At 67.8% G+C, this 22,731-nt stretch carries 27 protein-coding genes and 1 pseudogene; 19 read left to right on the top strand and 9 right to left on the bottom strand.

Translation table 11 applies throughout. The features are described 5' to 3' along the window. The first annotated feature begins 410 nt into the window (after positions 1 to 410). From ACQEXA_RS39170 to ACQEXA_RS39155, 4 genes are all read left to right on the top strand, one after another. On the top strand, positions 411 to 1,415 hold the full coding sequence (locus ACQEXA_RS39170; protein WP_433130486.1) for a transposase: 1,005 nt from the start codon (positions 411 to 413) through the stop codon (positions 1,413 to 1,415). Continuing rightward, complete coding sequence (locus ACQEXA_RS39165; RefSeq protein WP_433132385.1) at positions 1,298 to 1,870, top strand: transposase; 573 nt, start codon at positions 1,298 to 1,300, stop codon at positions 1,868 to 1,870. Before ACQEXA_RS39170 ends, ACQEXA_RS39165 begins: the two co-directional genes overlap by 118 nt. Positions 1,871 to 2,330: 460 nt before the next feature. Further along, a complete protein-coding gene (locus tag ACQEXA_RS39160; protein WP_432926919.1) occupies positions 2,331 to 3,008 on the top strand; it encodes an SGNH hydrolase domain-containing protein in 678 nt (225 codons plus the stop codon). Positions 3,009 to 3,032: 24 nt separating this feature from the next. Next, positions 3,033 to 3,356, top strand: coding sequence for a hypothetical protein (locus tag ACQEXA_RS39155; protein ID WP_433132383.1), 324 nt, complete (start codon positions 3,033 to 3,035; stop codon positions 3,354 to 3,356). Between the two features lie 89 nt (positions 3,357 to 3,445). Here ACQEXA_RS39155 and ACQEXA_RS39150 read toward each other — a convergent pair. Next, a pseudogene (locus tag ACQEXA_RS39150) lies at positions 3,446 to 3,532 on the bottom strand (glutamine synthetase); the annotation flags it as partial. Positions 3,533 to 4,045: 513 nt separating this feature from the next. Between ACQEXA_RS39150 and ACQEXA_RS39145 the strand changes: the two are divergent. The 3 genes from ACQEXA_RS39145 to ACQEXA_RS39135 all read left to right on the top strand — a co-directional run bounded on the left by ACQEXA_RS39145 (position 4,046) and on the right by ACQEXA_RS39135 (position 5,354). Next, the gene (locus tag ACQEXA_RS39145) at positions 4,046 to 4,342 is read left to right on the top strand and encodes a GYD domain-containing protein (RefSeq protein WP_432926923.1); all 297 of its coding nucleotides are present in this window, start codon (positions 4,046 to 4,048) and stop codon (positions 4,340 to 4,342) included. A 420-nt stretch (positions 4,343 to 4,762) separates the two neighbouring features. After that, positions 4,763 to 5,113 (top strand): hypothetical protein, encoded by a 351-nt coding sequence (locus tag ACQEXA_RS39140; RefSeq protein WP_432926925.1) that lies wholly within the window; start codon positions 4,763 to 4,765, stop codon positions 5,111 to 5,113. Between the two features lie 94 nt (positions 5,114 to 5,207). Continuing rightward, a complete protein-coding gene (locus ACQEXA_RS39135; protein WP_432926927.1) occupies positions 5,208 to 5,354 on the top strand; it encodes a hypothetical protein in 147 nt (48 codons plus the stop codon). Between the two features lie 186 nt (positions 5,355 to 5,540). Here ACQEXA_RS39135 and ACQEXA_RS39130 read toward each other — a convergent pair whose 3' ends face one another. The 4 genes from ACQEXA_RS39130 to ACQEXA_RS39115 are packed head-to-tail and all read right to left on the bottom strand — an operon-like array spanning position 5,541 to position 7,514. Next, positions 5,541 to 5,807, bottom strand: a complete 267-nt coding sequence (locus ACQEXA_RS39130; protein ID WP_432926929.1) for a nucleotidyltransferase family protein — start codon at positions 5,805 to 5,807, stop codon at positions 5,541 to 5,543. A gap of 59 nt (positions 5,808 to 5,866) precedes the next feature. Next, complete coding sequence (locus tag ACQEXA_RS39125; protein ID WP_432926931.1) at positions 5,867 to 6,841, bottom strand: NAD(P)-dependent alcohol dehydrogenase; 975 nt, start codon at positions 6,839 to 6,841, stop codon at positions 5,867 to 5,869. Further along, complete coding sequence (locus tag ACQEXA_RS39120) at positions 6,838 to 7,089, bottom strand: helix-turn-helix transcriptional regulator (RefSeq protein ID WP_432926933.1); 252 nt, start codon at positions 7,087 to 7,089, stop codon at positions 6,838 to 6,840. Before ACQEXA_RS39120 ends, ACQEXA_RS39125 begins: the two co-directional genes overlap by 4 nt. Continuing rightward, the gene (locus ACQEXA_RS39115; protein WP_433132381.1) at positions 7,083 to 7,514 is read right to left on the bottom strand and encodes a hypothetical protein; all 432 of its coding nucleotides are present in this window, start codon (positions 7,512 to 7,514) and stop codon (positions 7,083 to 7,085) included. The genes ACQEXA_RS39120 and ACQEXA_RS39115 overlap by 7 nt, the downstream gene beginning before the upstream one ends. 337 nt (positions 7,515 to 7,851) lie before the next feature. Between ACQEXA_RS39115 and ACQEXA_RS39110 the strand changes: the two genes are divergently transcribed. From ACQEXA_RS39110 to ACQEXA_RS39090, 5 genes are all read left to right on the top strand, one after another. After that, a complete protein-coding gene (locus ACQEXA_RS39110; protein ID WP_432926935.1) occupies positions 7,852 to 8,712 on the top strand; it encodes a transposase in 861 nt (286 codons plus the stop codon). Between the two features lie 302 nt (positions 8,713 to 9,014). After that, a complete protein-coding gene (locus tag ACQEXA_RS39105) occupies positions 9,015 to 10,805 on the top strand; it encodes a recombinase family protein (RefSeq protein WP_432926937.1) in 1,791 nt (596 codons plus the stop codon). Positions 10,806 to 10,833: 28 nt separating this feature from the next. Further along, a complete protein-coding gene (locus tag ACQEXA_RS39100; protein WP_432939091.1) occupies positions 10,834 to 11,406 on the top strand; it encodes a transposase in 573 nt (190 codons plus the stop codon). Between the two features lie 1,129 nt (positions 11,407 to 12,535). Next, positions 12,536 to 12,844 carry a hypothetical protein gene (locus tag ACQEXA_RS39095; protein WP_432926939.1) on the top strand — a complete coding sequence of 103 codons (309 nt, stop codon included), beginning with the start codon at positions 12,536 to 12,538 and terminating at the stop codon, positions 12,842 to 12,844. A gap of 293 nt (positions 12,845 to 13,137) precedes the next feature. Next, a complete protein-coding gene (locus ACQEXA_RS39090; protein ID WP_432926941.1) occupies positions 13,138 to 13,515 on the top strand; it encodes a VOC family protein in 378 nt (125 codons plus the stop codon). A 28-nt stretch (positions 13,516 to 13,543) separates the two neighbouring features. On the opposite strand, the gene ACQEXA_RS39085 is transcribed toward ACQEXA_RS39090, so the two are convergent. Further along, the gene (locus ACQEXA_RS39085; protein WP_433132379.1) at positions 13,544 to 14,776 is read right to left on the bottom strand and encodes an XRE family transcriptional regulator; all 1,233 of its coding nucleotides are present in this window, start codon (positions 14,774 to 14,776) and stop codon (positions 13,544 to 13,546) included. Positions 14,777 to 14,931: 155 nt separating this feature from the next. After that, entirely contained in the window at positions 14,932 to 15,297 is a 366-nt protein-coding gene (locus tag ACQEXA_RS39080; protein ID WP_432926945.1) for a GntR family transcriptional regulator, read from the bottom strand. A 176-nt stretch (positions 15,298 to 15,473) separates the two neighbouring features. On the opposite strand from ACQEXA_RS39080, the gene ACQEXA_RS39075 reads away from it, so the two are divergent. Genes ACQEXA_RS39075 through ACQEXA_RS39050 form a run of 6 tightly spaced genes read left to right on the top strand, consistent with a single transcriptional unit; the run spans position 15,474 to position 19,218 of the window. Then, entirely contained in the window at positions 15,474 to 15,749 is a 276-nt protein-coding gene (locus ACQEXA_RS39075; RefSeq protein WP_433132377.1) for a hypothetical protein, read from the top strand. An 8-nt stretch (positions 15,750 to 15,757) separates the two neighbouring features. Next, positions 15,758 to 16,147, top strand: coding sequence for an XRE family transcriptional regulator (locus ACQEXA_RS39070; protein ID WP_433132375.1), 390 nt, complete (start codon positions 15,758 to 15,760; stop codon positions 16,145 to 16,147). Beyond that, entirely contained in the window at positions 16,144 to 16,353 is a 210-nt protein-coding gene (locus ACQEXA_RS39065) for a hypothetical protein (RefSeq protein WP_433132373.1), read from the top strand. Before ACQEXA_RS39070 ends, ACQEXA_RS39065 begins: the two co-directional genes overlap by 4 nt. 26 nt (positions 16,354 to 16,379) lie before the next feature. After that, on the top strand, positions 16,380 to 17,780 hold the full coding sequence (gene repSA, locus ACQEXA_RS39060) for a replication initiator protein RepSA (protein ID WP_433134723.1): 1,401 nt from the start codon (positions 16,380 to 16,382) through the stop codon (positions 17,778 to 17,780). Beyond that, positions 17,777 to 17,971: a helix-turn-helix transcriptional regulator gene (locus ACQEXA_RS39055; RefSeq protein WP_432926953.1), complete on the top strand. Its 195-nt coding sequence runs from the start codon at positions 17,777 to 17,779 to the stop codon at positions 17,969 to 17,971. Before repSA ends, ACQEXA_RS39055 begins: the two co-directional genes overlap by 4 nt. Beyond that, a complete protein-coding gene (locus ACQEXA_RS39050) occupies positions 17,971 to 19,218 on the top strand; it encodes a tyrosine-type recombinase/integrase (protein ID WP_432926955.1) in 1,248 nt (415 codons plus the stop codon). The genes ACQEXA_RS39055 and ACQEXA_RS39050 overlap by 1 nt, the downstream gene beginning before the upstream one ends. A gap of 92 nt (positions 19,219 to 19,310) precedes the next feature. Here the strand turns inward: ACQEXA_RS39050 and ACQEXA_RS39045 are convergent, their stop codons facing one another. Further along, positions 19,311 to 20,672 carry a glutamine synthetase family protein gene (locus tag ACQEXA_RS39045; protein ID WP_359393438.1) on the bottom strand — a complete coding sequence of 454 codons (1,362 nt, stop codon included), beginning with the start codon at positions 20,670 to 20,672 and terminating at the stop codon, positions 19,311 to 19,313. A 312-nt stretch (positions 20,673 to 20,984) separates the two neighbouring features. Between ACQEXA_RS39045 and ACQEXA_RS39040 the strand changes: the two genes are divergently transcribed. Then, positions 20,985 to 22,166 (top strand): globin domain-containing protein, encoded by a 1,182-nt coding sequence (locus ACQEXA_RS39040; RefSeq protein ID WP_432926957.1) that lies wholly within the window; start codon positions 20,985 to 20,987, stop codon positions 22,164 to 22,166. Positions 22,167 to 22,194: 28 nt separating this feature from the next. Here the strand turns inward: ACQEXA_RS39040 and ACQEXA_RS39035 are convergent, their stop codons facing one another. Next, positions 22,195 to 22,635: an RrF2 family transcriptional regulator gene (locus ACQEXA_RS39035; protein WP_432926959.1), complete on the bottom strand. Its 441-nt coding sequence runs from the start codon at positions 22,633 to 22,635 to the stop codon at positions 22,195 to 22,197. Positions 22,636 to 22,731 lie beyond the last annotated feature (96 nt).

Below are 22,731 nucleotides of genomic sequence, written 5' to 3'. Positions count from 1 at the left end.
CATCTGCGCCGGCGGAGCGACGATGAGAGCGGCGCCGAGTTGGCGAATTCTTCCTCGCACCGCGATGGTCCCCTGGATTCTCGGGAGTCCGTCACCGTCGGACGGCATTTTGTGGAGTCCGTGTGTGCAAGCGCTGCAATCAGACGGAACGACACCCCGCGTCGACTCGGAAGCAATCGGATTGCCGATCAGAAAGTCAGTCGTCCGGCCGCCGGCGTGAAGTTCCGGCACGCCCGTTGTCGATACATCGTCCGGTGGCAGTCTTCCGGCCACCTGGGGCCGATCAGGTGTAACCTCATGTATTCAGCTATGAAGTGGAACTGACGCCCTGACAGCAGAAGGGTGCCTCTCACCTGCGATGATCTGGATTGCCTAGATCAAGAGCGTCGCGAGGAAGAGGCACCCGGAAGGTGAAGAGTACCCGCTGGGACCACCGGCTCGGCGTGCGGGCCGACGACCGCAACCTCGTGGGGCACGCCGGCGTCGTGCTCCTGCGCAGGATCGCTGACAAGACCGGACTGACCACGGCCCTGGCCCGAGCCCTGCCCCAGGGAACCGGGCCGGGCTGGCGTGACCGCGGCGAGGCCCTGGTCATGCTCGCCTGCGCGATCATGCTCGGCGCCACCAACGTCCTGGAGGCCGAACAACTCCAGCACCACTGGCGGCGATTGTTCCCGCGCCCGATCTCAGACAGCACCCTGCGCCGCGCCCTGGAGGCGATCGACGGCCCGGCGGCGGCGCGGGTTGAGCGCGTCCGCGCTGCGATACGACGCGTGGTGTGGACGATGCTCGCCCTGCGCCCCGGGGGCTTTCCCTGGATCTCGGTGTGCGGGCGGGAGCTGGCCGGCTGGTACGTCCTGGATCTCGACGCGACCATCGTGACCTGCAGCAGCCGAAAGGAGGGGGCGGCCGGCACGTTCAAAGGCAGCTATGGGCATCATCCGCTGGGGGCGTGGGTGGCCAATACCCGCGAGTGCGCGGCGATGCTACTGCGGTGTGGCAACGCCGCCGCCAACGACGTCGCCGACCACAAGAGCGTCCTGGCCGCAGCTCTGCGCCAGCTACCGCTGCCCATATGGTCGAAGCTGCTGATCCGGATCGACGGTGCGGCCTTCAGCCACGCCCTCCTCGAGCACCTGCAGGCGCTGACCACCAGCCGGCGCCGCGTGCGCTGGGTGACCGGCTGGGCGATCAACACCGCGGACGAGCGGGCGATCGCGCTGCTGCCCGAGCAGGTGTGGACTTGCGCGCTGCGGCAGGACGGCCAGGTGCACGAGATCAAGGGCCCCGACGGCGAGTGGCTGTCTTACCAGGTCGCCGAGCTGACCGGGGTGCGCGACCTGACCGGCTGGCCCGAGGGGATGCGGCTGATCGTGCGCCGGGTAAACCCTCGCGCCGGGATGCGAAGAAGCTGACCGCCTTCGAGAAGCGCACCGGCTGGCGCTACCAGATCATCGCCACCAACATCCCCGCCCACCACGGGCTTTCCGGGGTGCCAGCCTCCGGGCAGATGTGGTTCGTCGATGCCTTGTATCGCGATCACGCTGAGGTGGAGGACCGCGTGAAAGCAATCAAGCGGGTCGGGCTCGCCCTGCTGCCCTCGAAGTCCTGGCAGCTCAACGCCGCCTGGATCCTGGCCGCCGCCCTCGCGGCAGACCTCGACGCCTGGATGCGACTCCTCCTCCTGCATGACGAGCCGGAGCTGGCCGGTGCCGAGCCGGAGACGATCCGGATGAAGCTGTACCACCTGCCCGCCCGCCTCACCGCCCATGCCCGCCGACGCACCCTCCACCTCGACCGCACCTGGCCCTGGGCGGCCGCGTTCGCCACCGCCTGGCAGCGCACCACCGAACTCCCGGTCGCCCCCTGACGGCTGGTCACCACCCCGACGAGGACCAGGAAGGAGAAGACCCGCACCACCCTCGGGTCCGTGGAACCCGACGCCCCCGCAGCGTCATGCGACGGCCCACCCCGACACGGCACGGGACATAACGGGCAGACAGCCGCCCATGGCGAGGCCGTCACGCCGCAGAACAATCGAGGGTAATGCCCTCTGACCTCGCCGTGTTGGGCAGTCGCCCAGCCGCTTCTCCCCAGTACGTTCTGATCCGCTGAGTTCTCGAAATCTTCTGGTGAACGGTGTACTTACTTCCCTGGAGGGGCCGGCAAAAATGCCCGCGTTTCACGTACTGAAAGGCATCTCCCTGTGCCTGGCGACCAGTGTTTTCGGGTGCCTGAGTGGTGGCACCCCCGGGATCACTCAAGAGACGACGCGCTCGGACATTCCGTGCTACTCCACTCCATGCTTGCTCCGTGACACACCCCCGGCCTTGCGTAACACCGGCCTCCCCCCGTGGGGCGACTCCACCCTCCTGCCGGGCGCGGAAGGGAAGAAAGTGCTGGTGGTCGGGGATTCCTGGGGGATGGCCACGGCCTACGGGATTGCCGCGGTCCTTGCCGGAAAGGGGCACGTCACGGATGCCGCGAAAGGCGGCTGCGGGATCCGCGTTCAGCACAAGACGGGTGTCACAAGTTGTCCGAACTGGGAGATCGAGTGGCCTTCCCTGATGGACAAGGTGCGACCGGACGTGGTTCTGCTGAGTGTTCAGATGGACACGATGGCACAGCCGATCGACCCGGGCGGGAAGCCGGTGACGATTCTCGACGACAAGGCGAGAAGGAAGTTCGTCACCAGTCTCGACAAGGCCATCCGGATCCTCTCCCGAAGGCGGACCCCGGTGTACCTTCTCGGATGGCCTGGCCCGTATTACCCGGGCTCGGTGACGGTCGCATACTCGGGGATTCTTCTGGAATTCAGTAAGAAGTATCCCCGGGTGCACTACCTGGATACCCACCACCAACTCTGCAACGATCTGAATCAATGCCCGAAAGAGATCTCCGGGGTGCCCGTCTACGGCCCCAGTCATCTCAGCAAGCAATCCGAAGCGCGCTTTGGGAATTGGATTCTCAATTCCATGTTCCACGTCGGCGCATCGCATGAGAAATAATCGAGAAGACTGGAGTCTGTGGAAATGAATGGCGTGAAGGTCATGCGAGCGGCAGGCCCGGGGCTGCTGGCGGCCGCTTTGCTGGCGCTGCTGCCGGCGCCCGCGCAGGCAGCGGACGGGGACTTCTCCTGGAGCACCTCCGGAGTGGGTGCGATGGACGGACTGCTGTCCTCCCCGCAGTCGGGCCGCTGTTACTCCCTGGTCGGGAGCAACGCTCCGTTCTACGCGGCGAACAACACGAACCGTACGGTTCGTTCGTACCAGTCCAGCGGCTGTGCGGGCGCAGTCCAGAGCACCATCGGTCCCGGTGAGTTCGGGCACGTCTTCAAGTACGTGAAGTTCGATTAGGGCCCAGCAGGAGTGAGACGCATTGGGGCCGACGGTCCATGACCGTCGGCCCCAATGCGTCTCACCGGGAAACCCGCCCTGACCTGCGCTTACAGCACCGGCAGGTTCTTGCGCAGCTCGAAGGCCGTGACCTCGCTGCGGTACTCGTGCCACTCGTGCTGCTTGTTGCGCAGGAAGTGGGATACGGCTACGTCGACGTGGGGCTCTGGGGCTCGATGCAGCTTCGACCTGCGAAGATGCCGTGGCCACCTATCAACGTCTGTCAGCGCTGGTCGGCCTCGGACGGCCCAGGGACGGCCCGGCCGCGGTCGTGGCGGGGGCCGCGCGTCTGCTCAACTCCCGTATCGCGGCTCGTCGTCCGCCGTGGTCCAAAGGGCGAAGCAGAAAATCCTATGGGTCGCGTGCACGGGGTCCTCTGGGCAGGATTCGGACCTGCGACACCCGCTTAGGAGTTCGATCCCGCGACAGCCACGGCCCTGGATCGCCACGTCTGCATGACTGCGCCTACTCCGCCGAGAACCGCGGCCATCCGGTGGTGTCCGCTGTCGTTGATGTCAGCCATAGATGTCAGCCTGCTCTTGATGCCGTGGTCGCTCGTATTGCCCGTTCGGGTGTGTACCTCGTGCCGGCGCCCGCGCAGATGTCCAGGCTTGACCTCACGATATGTCTCCTCGTGAAGGTGAAAGAACATGCCCACGTACATCGCCTTGCTGAGCTGGACCGATCAGGGGGTTCGAAACTACAAGGACACCACGAAGCGCGCCGAGACCTTCGGCTCAGCGGTACAGAAGCTCGGGGCGAAGCTCCTGAGTATCTACTGGACCATCGGTCCATACGATCTCGTGGCCATCGTCGAGGCGCCCGACGACGAAACTGCCACGGCAGCACTCCTGCAGCTCGATGGGGTAGGCAACGTTCGTTCCACGACTCTGCGGGCCTTCAGCCGAGGGGAGATAGAGCGCATCATCGCCAAGGCGGCCGGCTGACGACCCTCCAGATCTCGGCGAGCGATGGCGTCCGGCGAGTCGGCTCAGCGGCCGGGACTGACCCCTGATCGGGCACGTCTGCGGCACGCGACTCTTCGTCCCGAACGAACTTCGCTGGGCGCTGGACCTCGGGCTGGTACGTCTCTCACTTGTTGTGACGGTCCGGAGACGTCTGCGGTTGTTCGCCGCTGTGCGTCGGCGTTGTCACGCAGTTAGACACTCACCCGCCCAACCCGACCAGGCGCTTAGAAGATGCGGGCATGCCCTTGGGAGCGGGCTTGGCCGGCTCCTAACTCGACACATACCATCAAAAAAGGTGTCTTTAACTTGAATTCTGACTCAACGTGACATTTCGGCTGTAGATATTGATGTGTCCGACCAGGCGGGCGCATCAGGCACCTGCCGTGAAAGGAGCACGGAATGCGGGTTTCCCGTCTTGCCGCCGCACTGGGCGTCGCAGCCGCCGTCCTGTTGGGCGGCGCCACTGGCGCCAGCGCCGCAACCTATGCGCCCTCGGTGGTATCTCATGTCACGTACGACCGTGGTCACGACCATGGTGACTACGGGCGCGGCGACCGTGACGACCGCTGGGGCAACCACGACCGTGACGACCATGGTGACTACGGGCGCGGCGACCGTGACGACCGCTGGGGCAACCACGACCGTGACGACCGGTGCAACCACGGCTGGGGCCACGACCGCTGGGGCAACCACGACCGTGACGACCGGTGCAACCACGGCTGGGGCCACGACCGCTACGGTCACCGCTGACCGCCCTTGGGGTGCCCTTCCGCTGTTGGGGGAGGGCACCCCTTCCGTGTGCCCCGTGTGCCTTCTACTGCATGACTGACGAGATCTTCCGCGGGTGGATGCGATCTGCGATCCGCTCGATTCCGACCGTAGCGATCTGGATTCGTATATCGGTGTCGTGCGCGCGTTCAACGCGCGTTGGGTGCTGGACATCGGCTGCGGGGCGGTGTGCGACACCCGCTTTAGGAGCGAGGTGAGGTGAGTGCGGCTCTGACCTGCGAAATGCCCACGTAGGCGGACAGGGGACCAGTCCCCCGCCGGCCACCGCTTTTCCCGTGGTTCCCCTCTGGATCTGGCACGGATGTGGCACGAGGAACTTCCGATCCGTCGCTCTATGTGGATCGGTTGCTGACGGTCATACCGGTCGCACCAAGCGCCTTCGAGGTCGCTACCGGACGGGATCGGTTCTTGTGGTTGCGGTATTTCGCTGCTGTACGCCTTCGGCGGCGACCGTGGCGCTGCTTGTGGCCGGCCAGTCCATCACTCTCAGCTCGGGCCACTGCTCGCGCCATCGCGCTGCCTTCGTCTCATAGACCGACCGAGGGGCAAGTGCCGGGTTTGGGCGGAGGACGAGGTTGAACATGTCCGACCACTGCTGCACGCATGCGACGATCGTGCCGTGGTCGGAGACGCGGGCCTGTCGCAACACTGGCATGTCGTTCCCTCTCGGAGTCATGGCGTTGGCCGGGCACCCACTTTGAGCGAAACTCACCGTCAGACGCTGACGGCTATTTTCCCGCGTGCGCGGCCGCTCCTCAGGTAGCCGATGGCCTCGGGGACGTCGGCCAGCGGGTAGGTCCGGTCGATGACGGGGGTCATCGCGCCCGCCTCGATGAGCTCCGCGAGGAGCCGCAGGTCGTCGTGGCTCTGCGTGGAGAAGAAGCCGCGGAGGCGCTGGCCGGTGAACGGAGACAGCAGCAGCGCTCGCAGGAGCCGGCCCATGCCGCCGAACCACTTCCCGCCGTCCTCACCGCCGACCAGGACCAGCGTCCCGCCGGGGCTGAGGACGCGGCGCAGCCGGGCCAGGGGGCGGTTGCCGGCGATGTCGAGAACGAGATCGTAGCGGCGGGTGCCGTCGCTGGGGTCCTGACGCGAGTAGTCGATCACCTCGTCGGCGCCGAGGGAGCGGACCAGCTCCGCTGTGGCGTCGCTGCAGACACCGGTGACATGGCCGGCCCCGAGGGCCTTGGCCAGTTGCACCGCGAAGGTCCCCACGCCGCCCCCGGCGCCGATGACGAGGACACTCTGCCCGGACCGCAGTCGCCCGACATCGCGCAGCGCCTGGAGGGCTGTGCAGCCGGAAACCGGGACGACGGCCGCCTGCTCGAAGCCGGCGTTGCCGGGCTTGCGGGCGAGCCTGTCCTGCTTGGCGCAGGCGTACTCGGCGAACGATCCGTCGCAGGTGCCGTACACCTCGTCGCCCGGCTGGAAGCGGGTGACGTCCGGGCCGACGGCCTTGACCCGTCCGGCGACATCCATGCCCCGGACGCGTGCCTTGGGCGCCCGCAGCCCGAAACCGAGGGCGCGCAGCAGATACGGCTGGCCCGTGGTGAGGTGCCAGACGCCCGGGTCTACCGATGCCGCCCGGACCTGGATGAGCACCTCGCCGCTACCGGGCTCCGGCTGTGCGATCTCTTCGACACGCAGGTCCTCGGGCGGTCCGTAAGCGTCTTGGACGATGGCCTTCACTTGCTCTCTCCCTCGATTTCGCCGGTTTCATCTGTTCCGGGGTACTGGAAAGCCTCTTCGAGCGGGACGCCGAACACTCGGGCGATCTGGAAGGCCATCTCCAGGGTGGGCGAGTAGCGGCCCTGTTCGATGGCGATGACGGTCTGGCGGGTCACGCCGATGCGGCGGGCGAGTTCGGCCTGGGTCATCTCGCCGTGGGCGAAGCGCAGCGCCCGGATCGTGTTGGTGACCCTGGTCGGCCTCACCACGGGTGGAAGCCCAGCCGGTAGGCGACGATCTTCGCCGTGGATGACAGGATCGCCGACAGGACGAACGCCAGGTAGATGGCGTTGGCGATCCAGAACTGATCGGCGCGGACCATCGCGAGGACGAGTCCGGCCACGCCGCCGATCACGATGAACGACTGCCCGATGTACATGCCGAAGCGGTGGATCTCCCGGTCGCGCTGGTCCTTGGTGTTCGCGCCCTCGGGAGACGCGATCGCCACCGTGATGTTCAGCGCGATCTGCGTGACGATCGCCGCACCGACGGTCCACAGCAGCGGGGACGCATAGGACGTCTGCGCCAGCGGCGCCGCTCCTTCATGCCGCCCGAGGACGACGCCCAGGTACGCCGCGTATGACGCGACCGTGACCAGGACCATGATCCAGGCACGTTTCTCTTCGAATGTCACTGCCGCTCCCGATGTAAAGAAAGCTTGACACGGGCAGTGTCAAACAGTAGCGACATGATGTCAAGTTTTCTGTACATCGCAGGGGGGCGGAAGCGGTTGGGCCGGCAAGCGCTGACCAACCCGGCCTCCACCCATCGCCACTGAGGATGCCTTCGAGCCGGGCTGGAGGCGGGATCGTCATTGAGGGACTCTGTCGGGGATCTTGAGATTCCCAGGCGGAAGGGCATGGTCGTCGGGCAGGCTCGGCTTGGTTTCGAAGGTCGACTGCCGTACATGAGGTGAGCCAGTGTCTCTCCGCCCCCGTTCTGGTGAGCAAGTCCCGCCCGCGACTGCGCAGGTGGCACGGGCGAGCAACCCCCGTGGTACGACTGCGATATGGGTACGGGACCGGCTGGACGGCCTATGGCGCGACGAGGACTTCGACGCTTGGTATCCACGGGATGGGCGGCCTGGCCTGTCGCCGGCCCAGCTCGCCACGGTGAGCGTGCTGCAGTTCCTGCTGAACCTCTCCGACCGGCAGGCTGCGGAGGCGGTCCGCTGCCGCATCGACTTCAAGTACGCTCTCGCGCTTGAGCTGGACGATCCCGGCTTCCATCACAGCGTGTTGTCCGACTTCCGCGACCGGCTGGCCCAGGACAACCGTGCTGACGCTCTCCTCGATCTGGCACTGGCCCGGCTGAAGGAAGCGGGGCTGGTCAAGGCGCGCGGACGGCAGCGTACCGACTCCACCTACCTTCGGGCCGCCGTGCGCGAACTGACCCGGCTGGAGCTGGTGTTGGAGACCGTCCGCGCCGCGCTGGAGGAGTGCGCCCGCACCGCCCCGGAGATCCTCGACGGCCTGGTGACCGAGGAGTGGGCGCTGCGCTACGGACGGCAGGTCCGTCTGGCCAGCAAGCCCAGTCATCCGGCCGCCCGGCTCAAGCAGGCGGGCGCCGACGCCGCCGAGCTTCTCGAACGCGTCCGCAGACACCGCCCGGGCACAGCACCGGGACCCGCGATGGAGGCACTGCGGCAGATCATGGTCCAGCACTTCCTCGTCGATGCCCGGGGCCGGCTGCGTCCGCGAGCCGAGAAGGACGGTCTGCCGCCCACCGGCCGGCGCCTCGAGTCGCCTACGACCTCGAGGCCCGCTACACGCGCCGCGGACACCGGACCTGGACCGGCTATCTCGCGCAGACGCCTACAACGTAAAAGGTAACTTCGAGTTCCAGATCATCACGGGCGTGACCGCCGGGCTGCGAACCCGATCGCCGAGAGCCGCAGACGGCTGACCTGTGCGGCGCTACGGTCGCAGGGCGGGTGGTGGCCTCGACGATGTCCCACCGGCATCGGGCCGTGTGCGGTGAGTTCACCACCGGCTGGGGGCATCGATGGACCACCCACAGGTCACGGTCGAGTTCGTCTTCGACCGGCTGGGCGCGGTGGAGCTCGCCGCCGCCTACCAGATCCTGGTCCCCGTGCGGGGCCGCGCTATTCGCCCAGGCCAACGGAGTGATGGCCATGATCCACGCAGCGCTGTATGCCCGCGTGTCCTCGGCACGTCAAAAACAGCACGAGACGATCGACAGCCAGGTCGCCTGCCTGCGCGAGCACGCGCGGATGCAGGGCTGGGAGATCCCCCAGGAGTGGGTGTTCACCGACGACGGCTGGTCGGGATCGACCCTGGTGCGGCCGGCGCTGGAGCGCCTGCGGGACCTGAGCGCCCAGCGGCTGGTTGAGCGGGTGGTCTGCCTGGCCCCGGACCGGCTCGCCCGCAGCTACGCCCACCAGGTGCTGCTCGTCGAGGAGTTCACCAAGAACGGCACCGAACTGGTGTTCATCCGCAATCCCGAGGCCGACACCCCGGAGCAGGCCCTGATGGTGCAGGTCCAGGGCGTGATCGCCGAGTATGAGCGGGCCCAGATCGCCGAACGCACCCGCCGGGGCAAGCTGCACCGGGCCCGCTCCGGGCAGGCCAGCGTCCTGGGCAGGGCCCCCTACGGCTACCGGTACCTGTCCCGGGCGGAGCACGGAGCGGCCGCCTACGTGGTCGACCAGGCCGAGGCCGCGGTGGTGGCGCGGATCTTCCACCGGTACGCGGCCGGCGGGATCTCGATGCGGGCCCTGGCCCGGGAGCTGTCGGCCGAGGGGATCCCCTCGCCGCAGGGCAGGTCCGAGTGGGACGCCGGCACGCTGGGCCGCATGCTGCGCAACCCCGCCTACGCGGGGCGGGCCTGCTTCGGCAAGACCCAGACCGCGCCCGATCCGCCGCGCCTCAACCGGACCTCGCGGCAGGCCGGACGCGTCGTGTCGGCACAGGCCGGGGTGATTGCCCGGCCGCGGGAGGAGTGGATCGAGATCCCGGTGCCCGCGCTGGTCAGCGAGGAGGTCTTTGCGCTGGTGGAACGGCGGCTGGCACAGAACGCGAAGTTCTCCCCGCGCAACACCAAGGAGCCGGCCCTCCTGCAGGGGCTGCTGGTGTGTGACCTGTGCGGATACGCCTACACCCGGACCTCGCAGGGCCCCGGCCCGAAGAAGTACCACTACTACCGCTGCCCGGGCACCAACGGCTGGGAGCTGCCCGGCGGCCGCCGCGTCTGCTCCAGCCGCCCCCTGCGCGCCGACGGCCTCGACGACCTGGTGTGGGAGCACGTGATCGCCCTGCTCGCCAACCCGGCACTGGTCCGCGCCGAGCTGGACCGCCGACTGGAGCGGATGCGCGACGCCGACCCGGTCCGAGCCCACCAGGAGCGGCTACACCGGCAGATCGCTACCGTCGACGCGGCCATCAGTCGCCTGATCAGTGCCTATCAGGAGGACCTGATCACGCGGGACGAACTGCGCGCGCGGATTCCCGCGCTGCGCGCGCAGCGACAGAACCTGCACGGCCAGCTGGAGGCCCTGGCCGCCCAGCTCGTCGACCAGCAGGCCTACCTCAGGCTCGCCGAGAACCTGGAGGGCTTCCTGGCCCGGCTGCGTGAGAGCGCCCGGACCACCTCGGTCCTCGAACGTCAGCGCGTCCTGCGCGCGGTGGTCAAGGAAGTCCGCATCGGCGCCGACAAGATCACCATCAGGCACTCGATCCCGTCCACCAGTTCCGACCCGACCCCGGGTTACCTATTGCGATGCGGTCGTGCATGCCACCGAGACCTGCGACGAAGGCAGTGTCAACGTCATCACGGATGTGGCCACCACCGTCCCCACCGGCGACAGTGTGGCCCTGCCCGGCATCCACACCCGGCTGGGGCGACGCCGCCTGCTGCCCGCCGAGCACCTCGTCGACAGCGGCTACACCTCCGTCGTACTCCATGACACCGCCGCCCGCACCCACCGCGTCACCATGGTCGGCCCCGTCAAGACTGACAACTCCCGGCAGCACAAAACCGGCGACGGTTTCGCCCGGGAGAACTTCATCATCGACTTCGACCAACGCGAGGTCACCTGCCCCAACGGCCAGGTCAGCGGCAACTGGAACGAGCTTCCGGCGATGGCCCCTTACACGGTGGTCCGGTTCGACAAGCGGCAGTGCGGGCCATGCCCCGAGAAGTCTTCGTGCACCTCTGGGGCGGCACGGACCGTGAACTTCCTCCCCCGACACCTGCATGAGCTCCAGGCCCGCAACCGCGCCGATCAACAGGACGCGCAGTGGCAGCGGCTCTACGCCTCACGCTCCGGCATCGAGGGCACCATGAACGAGCTCGTCAACGGCCACCAGATGCGCCGCTGTCGCTACCGCGGCGTGTCCAAGACCCACGTCCAGCACGTCCTGACCGCGATCGCCGTCAACATCGAGCGCCTCAGCACCCAGGAACCGACCGACACCACCTACCGGCCCCGCTCACCGACGGCGTTCCAGCAGTACCTCGACGAACACGAACTGCCCCGGCCCCGCTGGTGGCGCCAAGGGAAATGATCAAGAAATCTCAAGATCCCCGACAGAGTCCCTCATTGGTGGATGCCCGCCACCTGCGCCTTGTGCGCATCCCCACCCAAAGCAAGGCACCAGTCAGCAAGACACCAGGGATGACCACGACCAGAAGTACCCAAACGGCGTTCGCTTTCTCGTCCTCTTGGCCCGTGTAGGGCGCTGGCGCACCGTAGCTCTCAGCGAACTCAAGAGCATCGAACAGCATCGCGATGATCACGACTACGCACAGAAGCACTTCGCCGAGCACCCAGAGCGCTCGCACCGTCATACCTAGCCCACGCAATCCCGACCCCCTGCGCCGCCCCTCCGAGAACCGAGCGCTCGGCACGGTACCCGACGCGAACCAAGGGGTACGTGGCATGCACGAGGTCGGCGTAGCGACTTTGGCCTGGAGCTGCTTTGGCGCGAGTGATCATGGCCCCGTAAGCTTCCGGCGCGTCGGGCAGTCTGTGGACCTGCCCGGTAAAGCACAACGTTGGGGCCATGATCTTCGAGGCTCGCGCCAAAGTGGCTGGCTAAAGTCGTGGAGCCGACCGTCCCAGCCACGACGTGTTCTGACCTCATGCCCTGTTGTGCCTGCCTCTTGGGCGGGCGCGGGCGGCCGGCGGTGCCGAGCGGGGCGGAGACATGAGCGCGGGCGCCGCCGGCCGCCCGCGCCCGCCCGGAGGAGCGAAGCGACGACGGGCGCTTGATGAGGTAGAGAAACCTGTAACGCCCTGGGTGGTGTCTCTCTGTCCTACTTCGCTTGATGCTTAACGCGTTGACGTCACTTGATGCTTGACGGTTCCGTCCTCGGCTTTGCTGTCTGCGACTGCTGTCGTGGAGGCGGGGCGAGGCCGGTGTTAGTGGAGCTGAGCGTGGTCGAGACGGCCCCGTTCGGCGGCCTGTTCGTCTCGCTGGTCTTTGACCACGATGCAAAGGACTGGCTACGGGCAGGTGATCGACGCGTCCGAATCACCTGCAATCTCCGCTAATTCCCATAAAGGCCTCCAAGTCGGTCATACACTCCTGCCCGGCCGGCCTGATCGTTCCGTGACGTCGGCTGCTCGCGAGCCCGGGCATGCGCATTGGCGCGGGCTTAGCTCCGGACTGTTCACAACACGAGGAGAAGGACATGCGAACCCTTGCGCGTAGCGCCGTGCTCTGTGCCAGCGGTGCCGTACTCACGGTCACGCTCGTAGCGATCGGCGGTGCAGTGTCCGCCGCACCCAACCCGTCAGGTACGGGCCAGCCATCACAGACGTGCGGCAAGGAAAACGCCACGATGACGCCAGGTCAGGCGACCGGGGCTACCGGTTCCCCGTTCAACCCGGACGGCCACGCCGGAACGGTCTATGCAGGAGAACAGCCGCAAAACTCGAACAACCCCAAGTCCGTATCGCAGTATGACGTGGCCTGCTTCCAGGTGACGTCCAACCACTGAACCCGCATTCGTCCCCCAGACGCCGCAACGGTCGGCCCGTGGGATCGCGCGGGCCGGCCGACAATTGCTCCCAGCGAGGCTCTTCTCGACGCACTGCGTCGCTACCCAGGCACCGTCGCCGCAGGCGAGCGAGCCGGTAGCTTGCAGTGCCGCGAGGCCAACTACAGTAGCTAGGGCAGACGTCAAGCATCACCGGACGCCAACCCGTCAGCCATCAACTGAGACTCGACATGGGTGGTGTCTCTGATCTTTGCTGCTGTGAGTCGGCAGTGAGGCCCGCCTAGGATCGGCCCGTGATCGCGGACATGCAGTGTGTGGTGCTGGACTGCCCCGAGCCGATGGAGTTGGCGGCGTTCTACCAGTCGATCCTTGGTGGCACCGTCAACCGGCCAGATCGGCGGTGGGCGTTGAGTGACGACTGGGCGACGTTGCACACGGTGTCCGGTGTCGTCCTGGCCTTCCAGCGGGCAGTGGGCTACCAGCCGCCGCTGTGGCCGGACCCAACCCGTCCACAGCAGTTTCACCTGGACTTGGGCGTTACGGACCTGGACCAGGCTGAAGAGCAGGTACTGGCCCAGGGCGCGAGGGTGTTGGACGGTGGTGCGGGCGGGCGGAGTTGGCGTATCTATGCCGACCCGGCGGGGCATCCGTTCTGCTTGGTCCGCCGCTGAGGAACGGACCGGATCGGAGAGACACCGCCTAGCTGGGACGGCTCAGCGTTGTCAGGTGATCGAGGTAGTCACGGCCTGTGGGCTCGGTGGAGAAGTCTCGGTTGATGATGGCTGCCAGCTCGCGGCTGACCATGAGCAGGGACGGCAGAGACTGCCGGTCGCCCTTCAAGGCCCACTCGCCGTAGTTCACCGCCTGGTCCACGTCTCCCTGCCGTGCAGCGACCACGCCGAGGGTGATCCTTGCCTCCGCCATGCGCATCGGCGATCGCTCGGACCCGTCGAAGTCGGTGCCCGCTCGGATCACCTCGTGGGCGAGGTTCTCGGCGAACCGGTCCTCCCCAAGGAGCCGGTAGCAGTCCATGGCGTAGAAGTCGAACTTCGCCGGGTCCACCACGAAGTGGTGATCGAGGTTCTCGGGATACCGCATCCCTTCGAGGAGCTTGCGGCCCCGGTCCAGCGCCACCTCAGTCTGTCGGCGGTCGCCCAGCCGCGCCCACCCTTTCGCCTCCTGGGCGGCGAGCTGCACGGCTACGCCATGACCCTGCGCGGCTTCCGCCCCGGCCTGCGAGGCAGCGAGGATTCCGCGGTAGTCGCCCGTCGTCAGTGCGAACCAGGCACGCATCTCGTGAGCCCAACCGGCGATCTCTGCGTTACCGGACTCATCCGCTAAAGACAGGGCTGCCTTCCGCGTGCTCTCGGCCGCGCCCCGGTCGCCCATGTCGTACTCGACGCATCCGATCAGGAGCGCGAGCCACCCGGACAGGGTGAGGACTTCGCGGTGCTGCGCGAGCGTGAGCCGCTGCGACTGGAGTCCGGCAACTCGCTTGAGCCACTGCCTACCCTCGGCAGCCAGCTGAGCACCTGGCAGATAGGCGTACTCGGAGCACAGCCGATCGGCCGTGATGCGGAGCGCGTCCAGCATGGCGTTGTCGACGTCGGACGCCTGCAACCTGCTGATGATGTCGAGCGTTTCCATGCCGCTGACGGCAACGATCTCGGCATTTCCGTCTCGCTGCCCGGCTACGGGGAAGATCGCGTGGGTGACGGTGCCGAAGGTGGCGGCGATGATCGGTTTGTAGAAGTCGCTCGGCATGACCTCACCGGACTCCCAGCGCTTCCACTGTCGGACCATGCTGGAGCCTTCGGGCAGGGGCTTCGGTGCGTGCGCCCGCAGCGCGGCCACCACTTCGGCCTGTGACCACTGCCGGGCCTCGCGCTCCGAGGAAAGCCGTCGTGCCCATGCTGGCCGTTCGTCACTCATGTGCTGCCCTCCCGTCGGGTGCCTGCCTTCGAGTCTGGCATTCAGAGAGCTGGTGACACGGGGGGTGACAGGGGGGTGGCACCAAGGCTGTCCCCCGGTGACACCAGGCCTGTCCCTAGTGCCTCCACGGCTCGCCACGCATGGTGGATCAACAGTCAGGCACTGCTCGGGAACTGGGCGCGCTTCTCCAACTCAGCCACTCGGGCAGCAAGTTGCTGAATCTCGGAGTGGATGGCGTTGATCTCATCTCGGTTAACCGGCTCGCCGGCAGTCTGTCCGGCTTCGCCAGCGCTCGGCGGGGACTGCACGAAGTACCCCCGGGTTGGGACCGAGACGATCACGCCCTCATCCGCGAGCACCTTGAGCGCGTTGCCCGCCGTCACCGTGGTGACTTTGAACCGGTCGGCCAGCTCGCGCAGCGACGCGAGCCGGTGCCCCGCCGGCAGTGCTGCGATCTCTTCGCGCAAGGCGTCGGCGATCTGCACCTTCTTGGGCCTGGGGTCGTGGGCTTCAACCGTCATGCGCCGAGAGTACCGAGCGCAGCGACATAGCACAGCGTATGCCGCACTATCTCTTGTGATCTAGTCTGCCATATAGCAAGCTAAGTCATGCGGCCACAGGCCGTACTCCGGAGGGCGGCGCACCTACCGCCAAGCAAGCCGCCGCCCTCCTTCGTCCCACGAAGGGAGTCTCCATCATGCCCGCAACGCTGACCGCACCGCACATGGCGCCGGTATTGCCGTTACCGGCCCTGCGTCCCGAGCCCATCCGCCGTTCCACGTCGGGTCGTTGCTGCCCGGTGTGCGCGGAGCCGCGCTGCGCCGACACGGAGTTCTGCCGCGCCTACTTCGCGGACCGGAACTGGATCAACTGCCTGGACTGCGGCGGCACTGGCTACGACACCAGCGAGTTCCAGATCTGGTGCCCCACCTGCGGCGGCGCCAAGGTCGTGGAAGCGGGGGTGGAGGCATGAGCCCCGCCGTGATCACACCTCTGACCGACGTGACCGCGCCGCCAGTACAGCCCTCGCGTAGCGCGCTTCGGGCTTCGGACACTCCGCTGTGCCGCGCTCGGGTGGCTCGTGGCTGGTCGCAGCAGAAGGTCGTGCGGGCCTTACGCCTGCTGGCCGAGAGCTGGGGCTGGGAGGTGGCTGCCGAGAGCTCCCTCAAGGTGCAGATGTCCCGTTGGGAGAACGGCGTCAACCGGCCCAGCCAGACCTACCAGGTTCTCCTCTGTGCCCTGTTCCGGGCCACGCCGCAGGACCTCGGCTTCACCGCTACCGGCAACGCGACGCTCGCCGACCGCATCGACGCCTTGGAACACCTGGTGTCGAACCTGACGGCCCAGCTCGAAGCGGCGGTGGCGGCATGAGCCTCTTCCCCTCCTGCCTCGATCTCCTGGACCGTCCGACCGCGTGTCCCGGTTGCCGTGTGCACGCGTCCGGCTGGGTCCGGGTCCCGGTGGACGGGCTGAGCGTCCTGACCCATGACGGTGACCTCATCTGCCCGGCCGATCCCACCTTCGGCGCGTCGGCGTCGCCTGCCTCGCCCGTGGTCCTGGTGGAGGTGGCTGCGTGACGGTCTTCCCCGTCGCCCCGGAGGCCGTGGCCAGCGCTGCGGCCTCCCTGGGCACCGACCCCCTCACCCTCGCCGACCTGCTGCGGGTGGCCAACGCGCCCGGCTTCGACCGCTGGCAAGAACAGGTCCGCCGCACCGGCGGCTGCTCCAACCCGATCCACCTGGTGGGCCAGACGGTGACCCGTGACGCCAAGACCGGCGACGTCCTGTACTCCTACAGCACCCAGCGTGAGCCGGGCGGACGGCTCCGCGTCGCCTGCGGCAACCGGCGCGCCTCCCGCTGCCCCTCGTGCGCCTGGACCTACGCGGGCGACACCTACCACCTGATCCGTGCCGGAATCACCGGCGACGAACGCAAGGACATCCCCGCCACCGTTCGAGAACACCCCCGCGTCTTCGCCACCCTCACCGCGCCCTCGTTCGGCCCCGTCCACAACCGCACCGACACCGGCCGCTGCCGGTGCGGCACCCAGCACGCCGACGATGACCCCGCCCTGGGCACAGCACTCGACCCGGAGCGGTACGACTACGCCGGAGCCGTGCTGTGGAACAACCGCGCCGGGGACCTGTGGCGGCGCTTCACCATCTACCTCCGCCGGGAGATCGCCACCCGCGCGGGCCTCACGCAGTCCGCCCTGCAAGGGGTGTGCCGGGTCTCCTTCGGCAAGGTCGCCGAATTCCAAAAGCGCGGCGCTGTGCACTTCCACGCCGTGGTGCGCCTGGACGGACCCGACGGGCCCGACAGCTCCCCGCCGGCCTGGGCCACGATCGCGCTCCTGGACGACGCGATCCGCGCCGCCGCCGCTCGGGTCTCCGTACCGGTGCCCGCGGCCGGGGACTTCCCCGCGCGGACGCTGCGGTGGGGGACGCAGGTCGACGTGCAGCCCATCGGCGCCCTGGGGCATGAGGAGCTGACGGAACAGGCCGTGGCCTCGTACGTCGCCAAGTACGCCACCAAGGCGGCCGAGACCACCGGCACGGTAGACCGGCGCATCGGGGAGCTCTCGGAGCTGGACAAGCTGCCCGGCCTGCCCGCGCACACCCGACGGCTCATCGAGGCCTGCTGGAACCTGGACGACGCCTACCCGGACCGGCTGCTCGCCCGCTGGGCTCACATGCTCGGCTTCCGCGGCCACTTCTCCACCAAATCCCGCCGCTACTCGACCACCCTGACCGCGCTGCGCCAGGTGCGCGCCGACTACCGCGCCCGACAGGAACGCAGTGAACGCGGGCTCTCGGAAGATCTCAACGACACGGAGGGCTCCACCCTGATCCTCGCTCACTGGACCTACGCGGGACAGGGGCACACCCCGGGTGAGTCCTGGCTGGCGGCCTCGATCGCAAAGGACATCCGACTGAACCGAGAGATCGCACGCGAAGCGATCGCCGAACTCGACCACCAGGACGACGAGGAGGAGTGGGCATGAGGCGCACGCTGCCTAATCGCTACCTGACGCCTGTGGACCTCGCCGATCTCCTGGGTGTCCCCGTCGAGACCATCTACCAGTGGCGCCGCAAGGGCACCGGTCCCCGCGGCTTCCGCGTCGGCCGCCATCTTCGCTACGACCCCGAAGACGTACGCGCCTGGGTCAACGACCTGATGGAGGAGGCTGCCTGATGGCCGGGCACATTCAAGACCGCTGGTACAAGGTCGAGACCGGCTCCGACGGCAAACTTGTGAGGGTCAAGACCGACCGCCACGGAATCGGCCTCCGCTACCGCGCCCGCTACATCGGGCCAGACGGTACCGAGAAGTCCAAGAGCTTCCCTGACCGACAGAAGCGCCAGGCTGAGCAGTGGCTCGCGCAGACCGAAGCGGACATGTCGCGCGGGCAATATGTCGACCCAGCCGCCAGCCGGACCACCTTCCGGCAGTACGCGGAGAAGTGGCTCGACAGCCAGAGCACGGACATGACCACGCAGTCATCCGTCGTGGTCCAGATCCGCAAGCATGCGATTCCGTATCTTGGCTCCCGCCCGCTTGGGTCCTTCCAACCCAGCCACATCCGGGACTGGCTGAGCGAGCTGCAGAGGGCCGTGCCGTCGTCGCCGTACCGGCGGGTGATCTACAACAGCGTCTCCAGCATTCTGAACGCGGCCGTGGACGATGGTCACCTCCCGAAGAACCCGTGTCATGCCCGTTCGGTGCGCGCACCTGAGCCGTCAAAGCGCCGCGTCGTGCCCTGGACCGTGGAGCGCACGTTCGCGGTCCGCTTCGCTCTCCCTGCCTGCTACCGAGCGATCGTGGACCTTGGCGGCGGGTGCGGGCTCCGGCAGGGAGAAATCTTCGGCCTGCCCGAAGACGAGATCAGTTTCGACGATGGATGGATGCACGTCGCCTATCAGGTCAAGGTTGCCAATGGGCGCTTGGTGTTCAGCCCGCCGAAGCGGAACAAGGAACGCGACGTCCCGTTGCCCGGTCGCGTCGCTCGAGCGTTGAAGCGGCACATGGAGGAGTTCCCACCCGTCCCCGTGACCCTGCCGTGGCTCCGCCCTGACGGCCCGCTCGTCACCAAGCGGCTCCTGTTCACTCGGTCCGATGGCGTCGGCGCCGTGCGGCGGACCGACTTCAATGCGCGGGTCTGGAAGCCCGCGCTTGTCACGGCTGGCGTGATCCCCGCCCGAACGCCCGGACAGCGTCACGTAGCAGCGCGTGAACACGGTATGCACGCGCTGCGTCACTTCTACGCGTCCGTGCTCCTGGACGCCGGCGAGAACATCAAGGCGCTGAGCACGTACCTCGGGCACAGTGACCCAGGGTTCACGCTGAGGGTCTACACGCACCTCATGCCGAGCAGCGAGGGACGGACCCGGAAAGCCGTGGACGGCATGTATGACGCCGCCTCCGCGCCAGACGGCCCGTAGACGGCCCAGAGCCGGAAGAGAGCCCGTGGGGCCTACGACGACTGGTCGTAGGCCCCACGGCTTTTTGTTGGCCTATGTCCTTTGACCTGCGCTTACAGCACCGGAAGGTTCTTCCGCAGCTCGAAGGCCGTGACCTCGCTGCGGTACTCGTGCCACTCGTGCTGCTTGTTGCGCAGGAAGAAGTCGAAGACGTGTTCGCCGAGGGTCTCGGCGACCAGATCGCTGCGCTGCATCAGGGCGAGCGCTTCGCCGAGGTTCTGCGGCAGCGGCTCGATGCCCATCGCGCGGCGCTCGGCGTCCGTCAGGGCCCACACGTCGTCCTCGGCGCCCGGCGGGAGTTCGTAGCCCTCCTCGATCCCCTTGAGGCCGGCGGCCAGCAGGACGGCGTAGGCCAGGTAGGGGTTGGCGCCGGAGTCGAGCGAGCGGACCTCGACCCGCGCCGAACCGGTCTTGCCCGGCTTGTACATCGGGACGCGGACGAGGGCCGAGCGGTTGTTGTGGCCCCAGCAGATGTACGACGGCGCCTCGCCGCCCGCCCCCGCGGTGCGCTCGGAGCCGCCCCAGATGCGCTTGTAGGAGTTCACCCACTGGTTGGTGACCGCCGAGGCCTCCGCCGCGTGCCGGAGCAGGCCCGCGATGAAGGAGCGGCCGACCTTGGAGAGTTGGTACTCGGCGCCCGACTCGTAGAAGGCGTTGCGGTCGCCCTCGAACAGGGACAGGTGCGTGTGCATGCCGGAGCCCGGGTGCTCCGAGAAGGGCTTCGGCATGAAGGTGGCCTGCACGCCCTGCTCCAGCGCCACCTGCTTCATGATCAGGCGGAAGGTCATGACGTTGTCGGCGGTGGACAGCGCGTCCGCGTAGCGCAGGTCGATCTCCTGCTGGCCCGGCGCGCCCTCGTGGTGGGAGAACTCGACCGAGATGCCCATGGACTCCAGCATGGTGATCGCCTGGCGGCGGAAGTCCATGCCCACGTTCTGCGGGGTGTGGTCGAAGTAACCGGAGTTGTCGGCCGGGGTCGGGCGGGTGCCGTCGAGGGGCCGGTCCTTCAGCAGGAAGAACTCGATCTCCGGGTGGGTGTAGAAGGTGAAGCCCAGGTCGGAGGCGCGGGCGAGGGCGCGCTTGAGCACGTACCTCGGGTCGGCGAAGGACGGGGATCCGTCGGGCATGAGGATGTCGCAGAACATCCGTGCGGTGCCCGGGGCCTCGGCGCGCCACGGCAGGACCTGGAAGGTCGACGGGTCCGGCTTGGCGATCATGTCGGACTCGTACACCCGGGCGAAGCCCTCGATGGCGGAGCCGTCGAAGCCGATGCCCTCGTCGAAGGCCTGCTCGAGTTCGGCGGGCGCCACGGCCACGGACTTGAGGAAGCCCAGCACGTCCGTGAACCACAGGCGTACGAACCGGATGTCGCGCTCCTCCAGCGTGCGGAGCACGAACTCCTGCTGCTTGTCCATCTTCAGCTTCCCCATCCTTGCTGGTCAGGCCGCCTGTCGCCGGTTCCGCGGGAGGCGGTCGGGCACCTGAGCATCCCACCACAGCACCATTTCGTGCGCGTTGCGGACCTTGATCGACCGTCCGGCCTCGGACTGAACGCCTCGCATGAGCGGATGCCTCGCTCTGCCGCCCATCTTGCCTGCTCGTCGGCCCCTGCGTAATGGCGTGCCCCGTGCGCTCGACCTCGTTCTTAATTTGCATCTCAGATGCAACTTTTATTACCGTGCTGGAGAGGCCAAGGGGCCGCAACCACCCTTCGCAAAGGAGTCCCGATGCTGTCCGAGCAGTCCGCCGCCACCGTCCAAGCCACCCTCCCCGCGGTCGGCGCCGCACTCCCGGAGATCACCGAGCGCTTCTACGACGGGCTGTTCACCGCCCACCCGGATCTGCTGCGGAACCTCTTCAACCGCGGCAACCAGGCGGCCGGCACCCAGCGGCAGGCCCTGGCGGGCTCGATCGCCGCCTTCGCCGCGTATCTGGTGGACCACCCCGACGAGCGGCCCGACGTGATGCTGAGCCGCATCGCCCACAAGCACGCCTCGCTGGGGGTGGCGCCCGAGCAGTACAAGGTCGTCCACCAGCACCTCTTCGCGGCCATCGTGGAGGTGCTCGGCGACGCGGTCACCCCCGAGGTGGCGGCCGCCTGGGACGAGGTCTACTGGCTGATGGCGAACGCACTGATCGCGATCGAGAAGCGGCTGTACGAGGCGAGCGGGCAGACCGGCTGGCGGACCTGGCGGGTCATGGGGCGCGTCGAGGAGACCGCGGACGTCGCCACCTTCCAGCTGCGCCCGGCCGATGACGGCCCCGTCCCGGACTTCCGCCCCGGCCAGTACGTCTCCGTCCGCGTCGAACTGCCGGACGGCGCCCGGCAGATCCGCCAGTACAGCCTCTCCGCCGCGCCCGGCTCACCGCTGCGGCAGATCAGCGTCAAGCGCGTACAGGGCGACGCGGGCCCCGACGGGGAGGTCTCCAGCCACCTGCACGCACGCGTGGAGGAGGGCGACACCGTGGAGCTGTCCGCTCCGTACGGCGACCTCGCCCTGGACGCGGACGAGGCACCCCTGCTGCTCGCCTCCGCCGGCATCGGCGTGACCCCGATGATCGCCATGCTGGAGGAGCTGGCCCGCACCGGCCACGGCTCCCCGGTCACGGTCGTGCACGCGGACCGCTCCCCCGCCGTGCACGCCCTGCGCGCCGACCACGAAGGCTTCGCGGACAAACTGGAGGACGCCGCCGTGCACTTCTGGTACGAGCAGGACGCGCCGCAGTCCGCGCAGACCGGCCGTGTCGACCTCTCCCGGGTTGCGGTCGCCTCGGGCACGCGCGCGTACCTGTGCGGTCCGCTGCCCTTCATGCGGGCCGTCCGGACCCAGCTTCTCGAGAAGGGCGTGGCACCCGCCGACATCCACTACGAGGTGTTCGGACCCGACCTCTGGCTGGCCCAGGGCTGACGGAACCTCCGGCCGGTCCGCGAACCGGTCAGGAGGAGGGCATCCGGGAGATGCCCAGCAGCAGCGGTCCCGTCGGTGCCGCGACCATGTCCTCTATCGTCAGCGGGTCCAGCGAGGCGAAGAACGCCTCCTGGGCCCGCCGGAGCGCGCCGCGCAGCCGGCACCCGGTGTGCAGCGGGCAGGGCGTGGCACCCTCGCACTCGACGACGTCGTCGTCCCCCTCGAAGGCGCGCACGATACCGCCGACCGATGCCTTGCGCCCGGCTTCGGTGAGCGTGAGCCCGCCGCCCCGGCCGCGCCGCGCCTCGAGCAGCCCCATGTGCTGGAGTTCGGCGACGACCTTCGCGGCGTGCGTGTAGGGCACGTCCATGGCCGCCGCGACCTCTCGGGTCGTGGGGTGGGTCTCGCCTGCGACGGCGAGTCTCATCAGGACGCGCAACGCCAGGTCGGTGGAGCGCAACAGCCGCATGCCGCCAGCGTAAATAATGTGCATCCAAGGTTCAAATTACTGGCAGGAAAATCACTTGTTCTGCCATTCCCGTGACCTCCCTACATGCGGGCGGCC

The sequence above is a fragment of the Streptomyces sp. CA-106110 genome, from assembly GCF_050936285.1.
Lineage (GTDB): Bacteria > Actinomycetota > Actinomycetes > Streptomycetales > Streptomycetaceae > Streptomyces.
The sequence above is the reverse complement of the archived record's forward strand: the minus strand, read 5'-3'. Positions and strand labels throughout refer to the sequence as shown.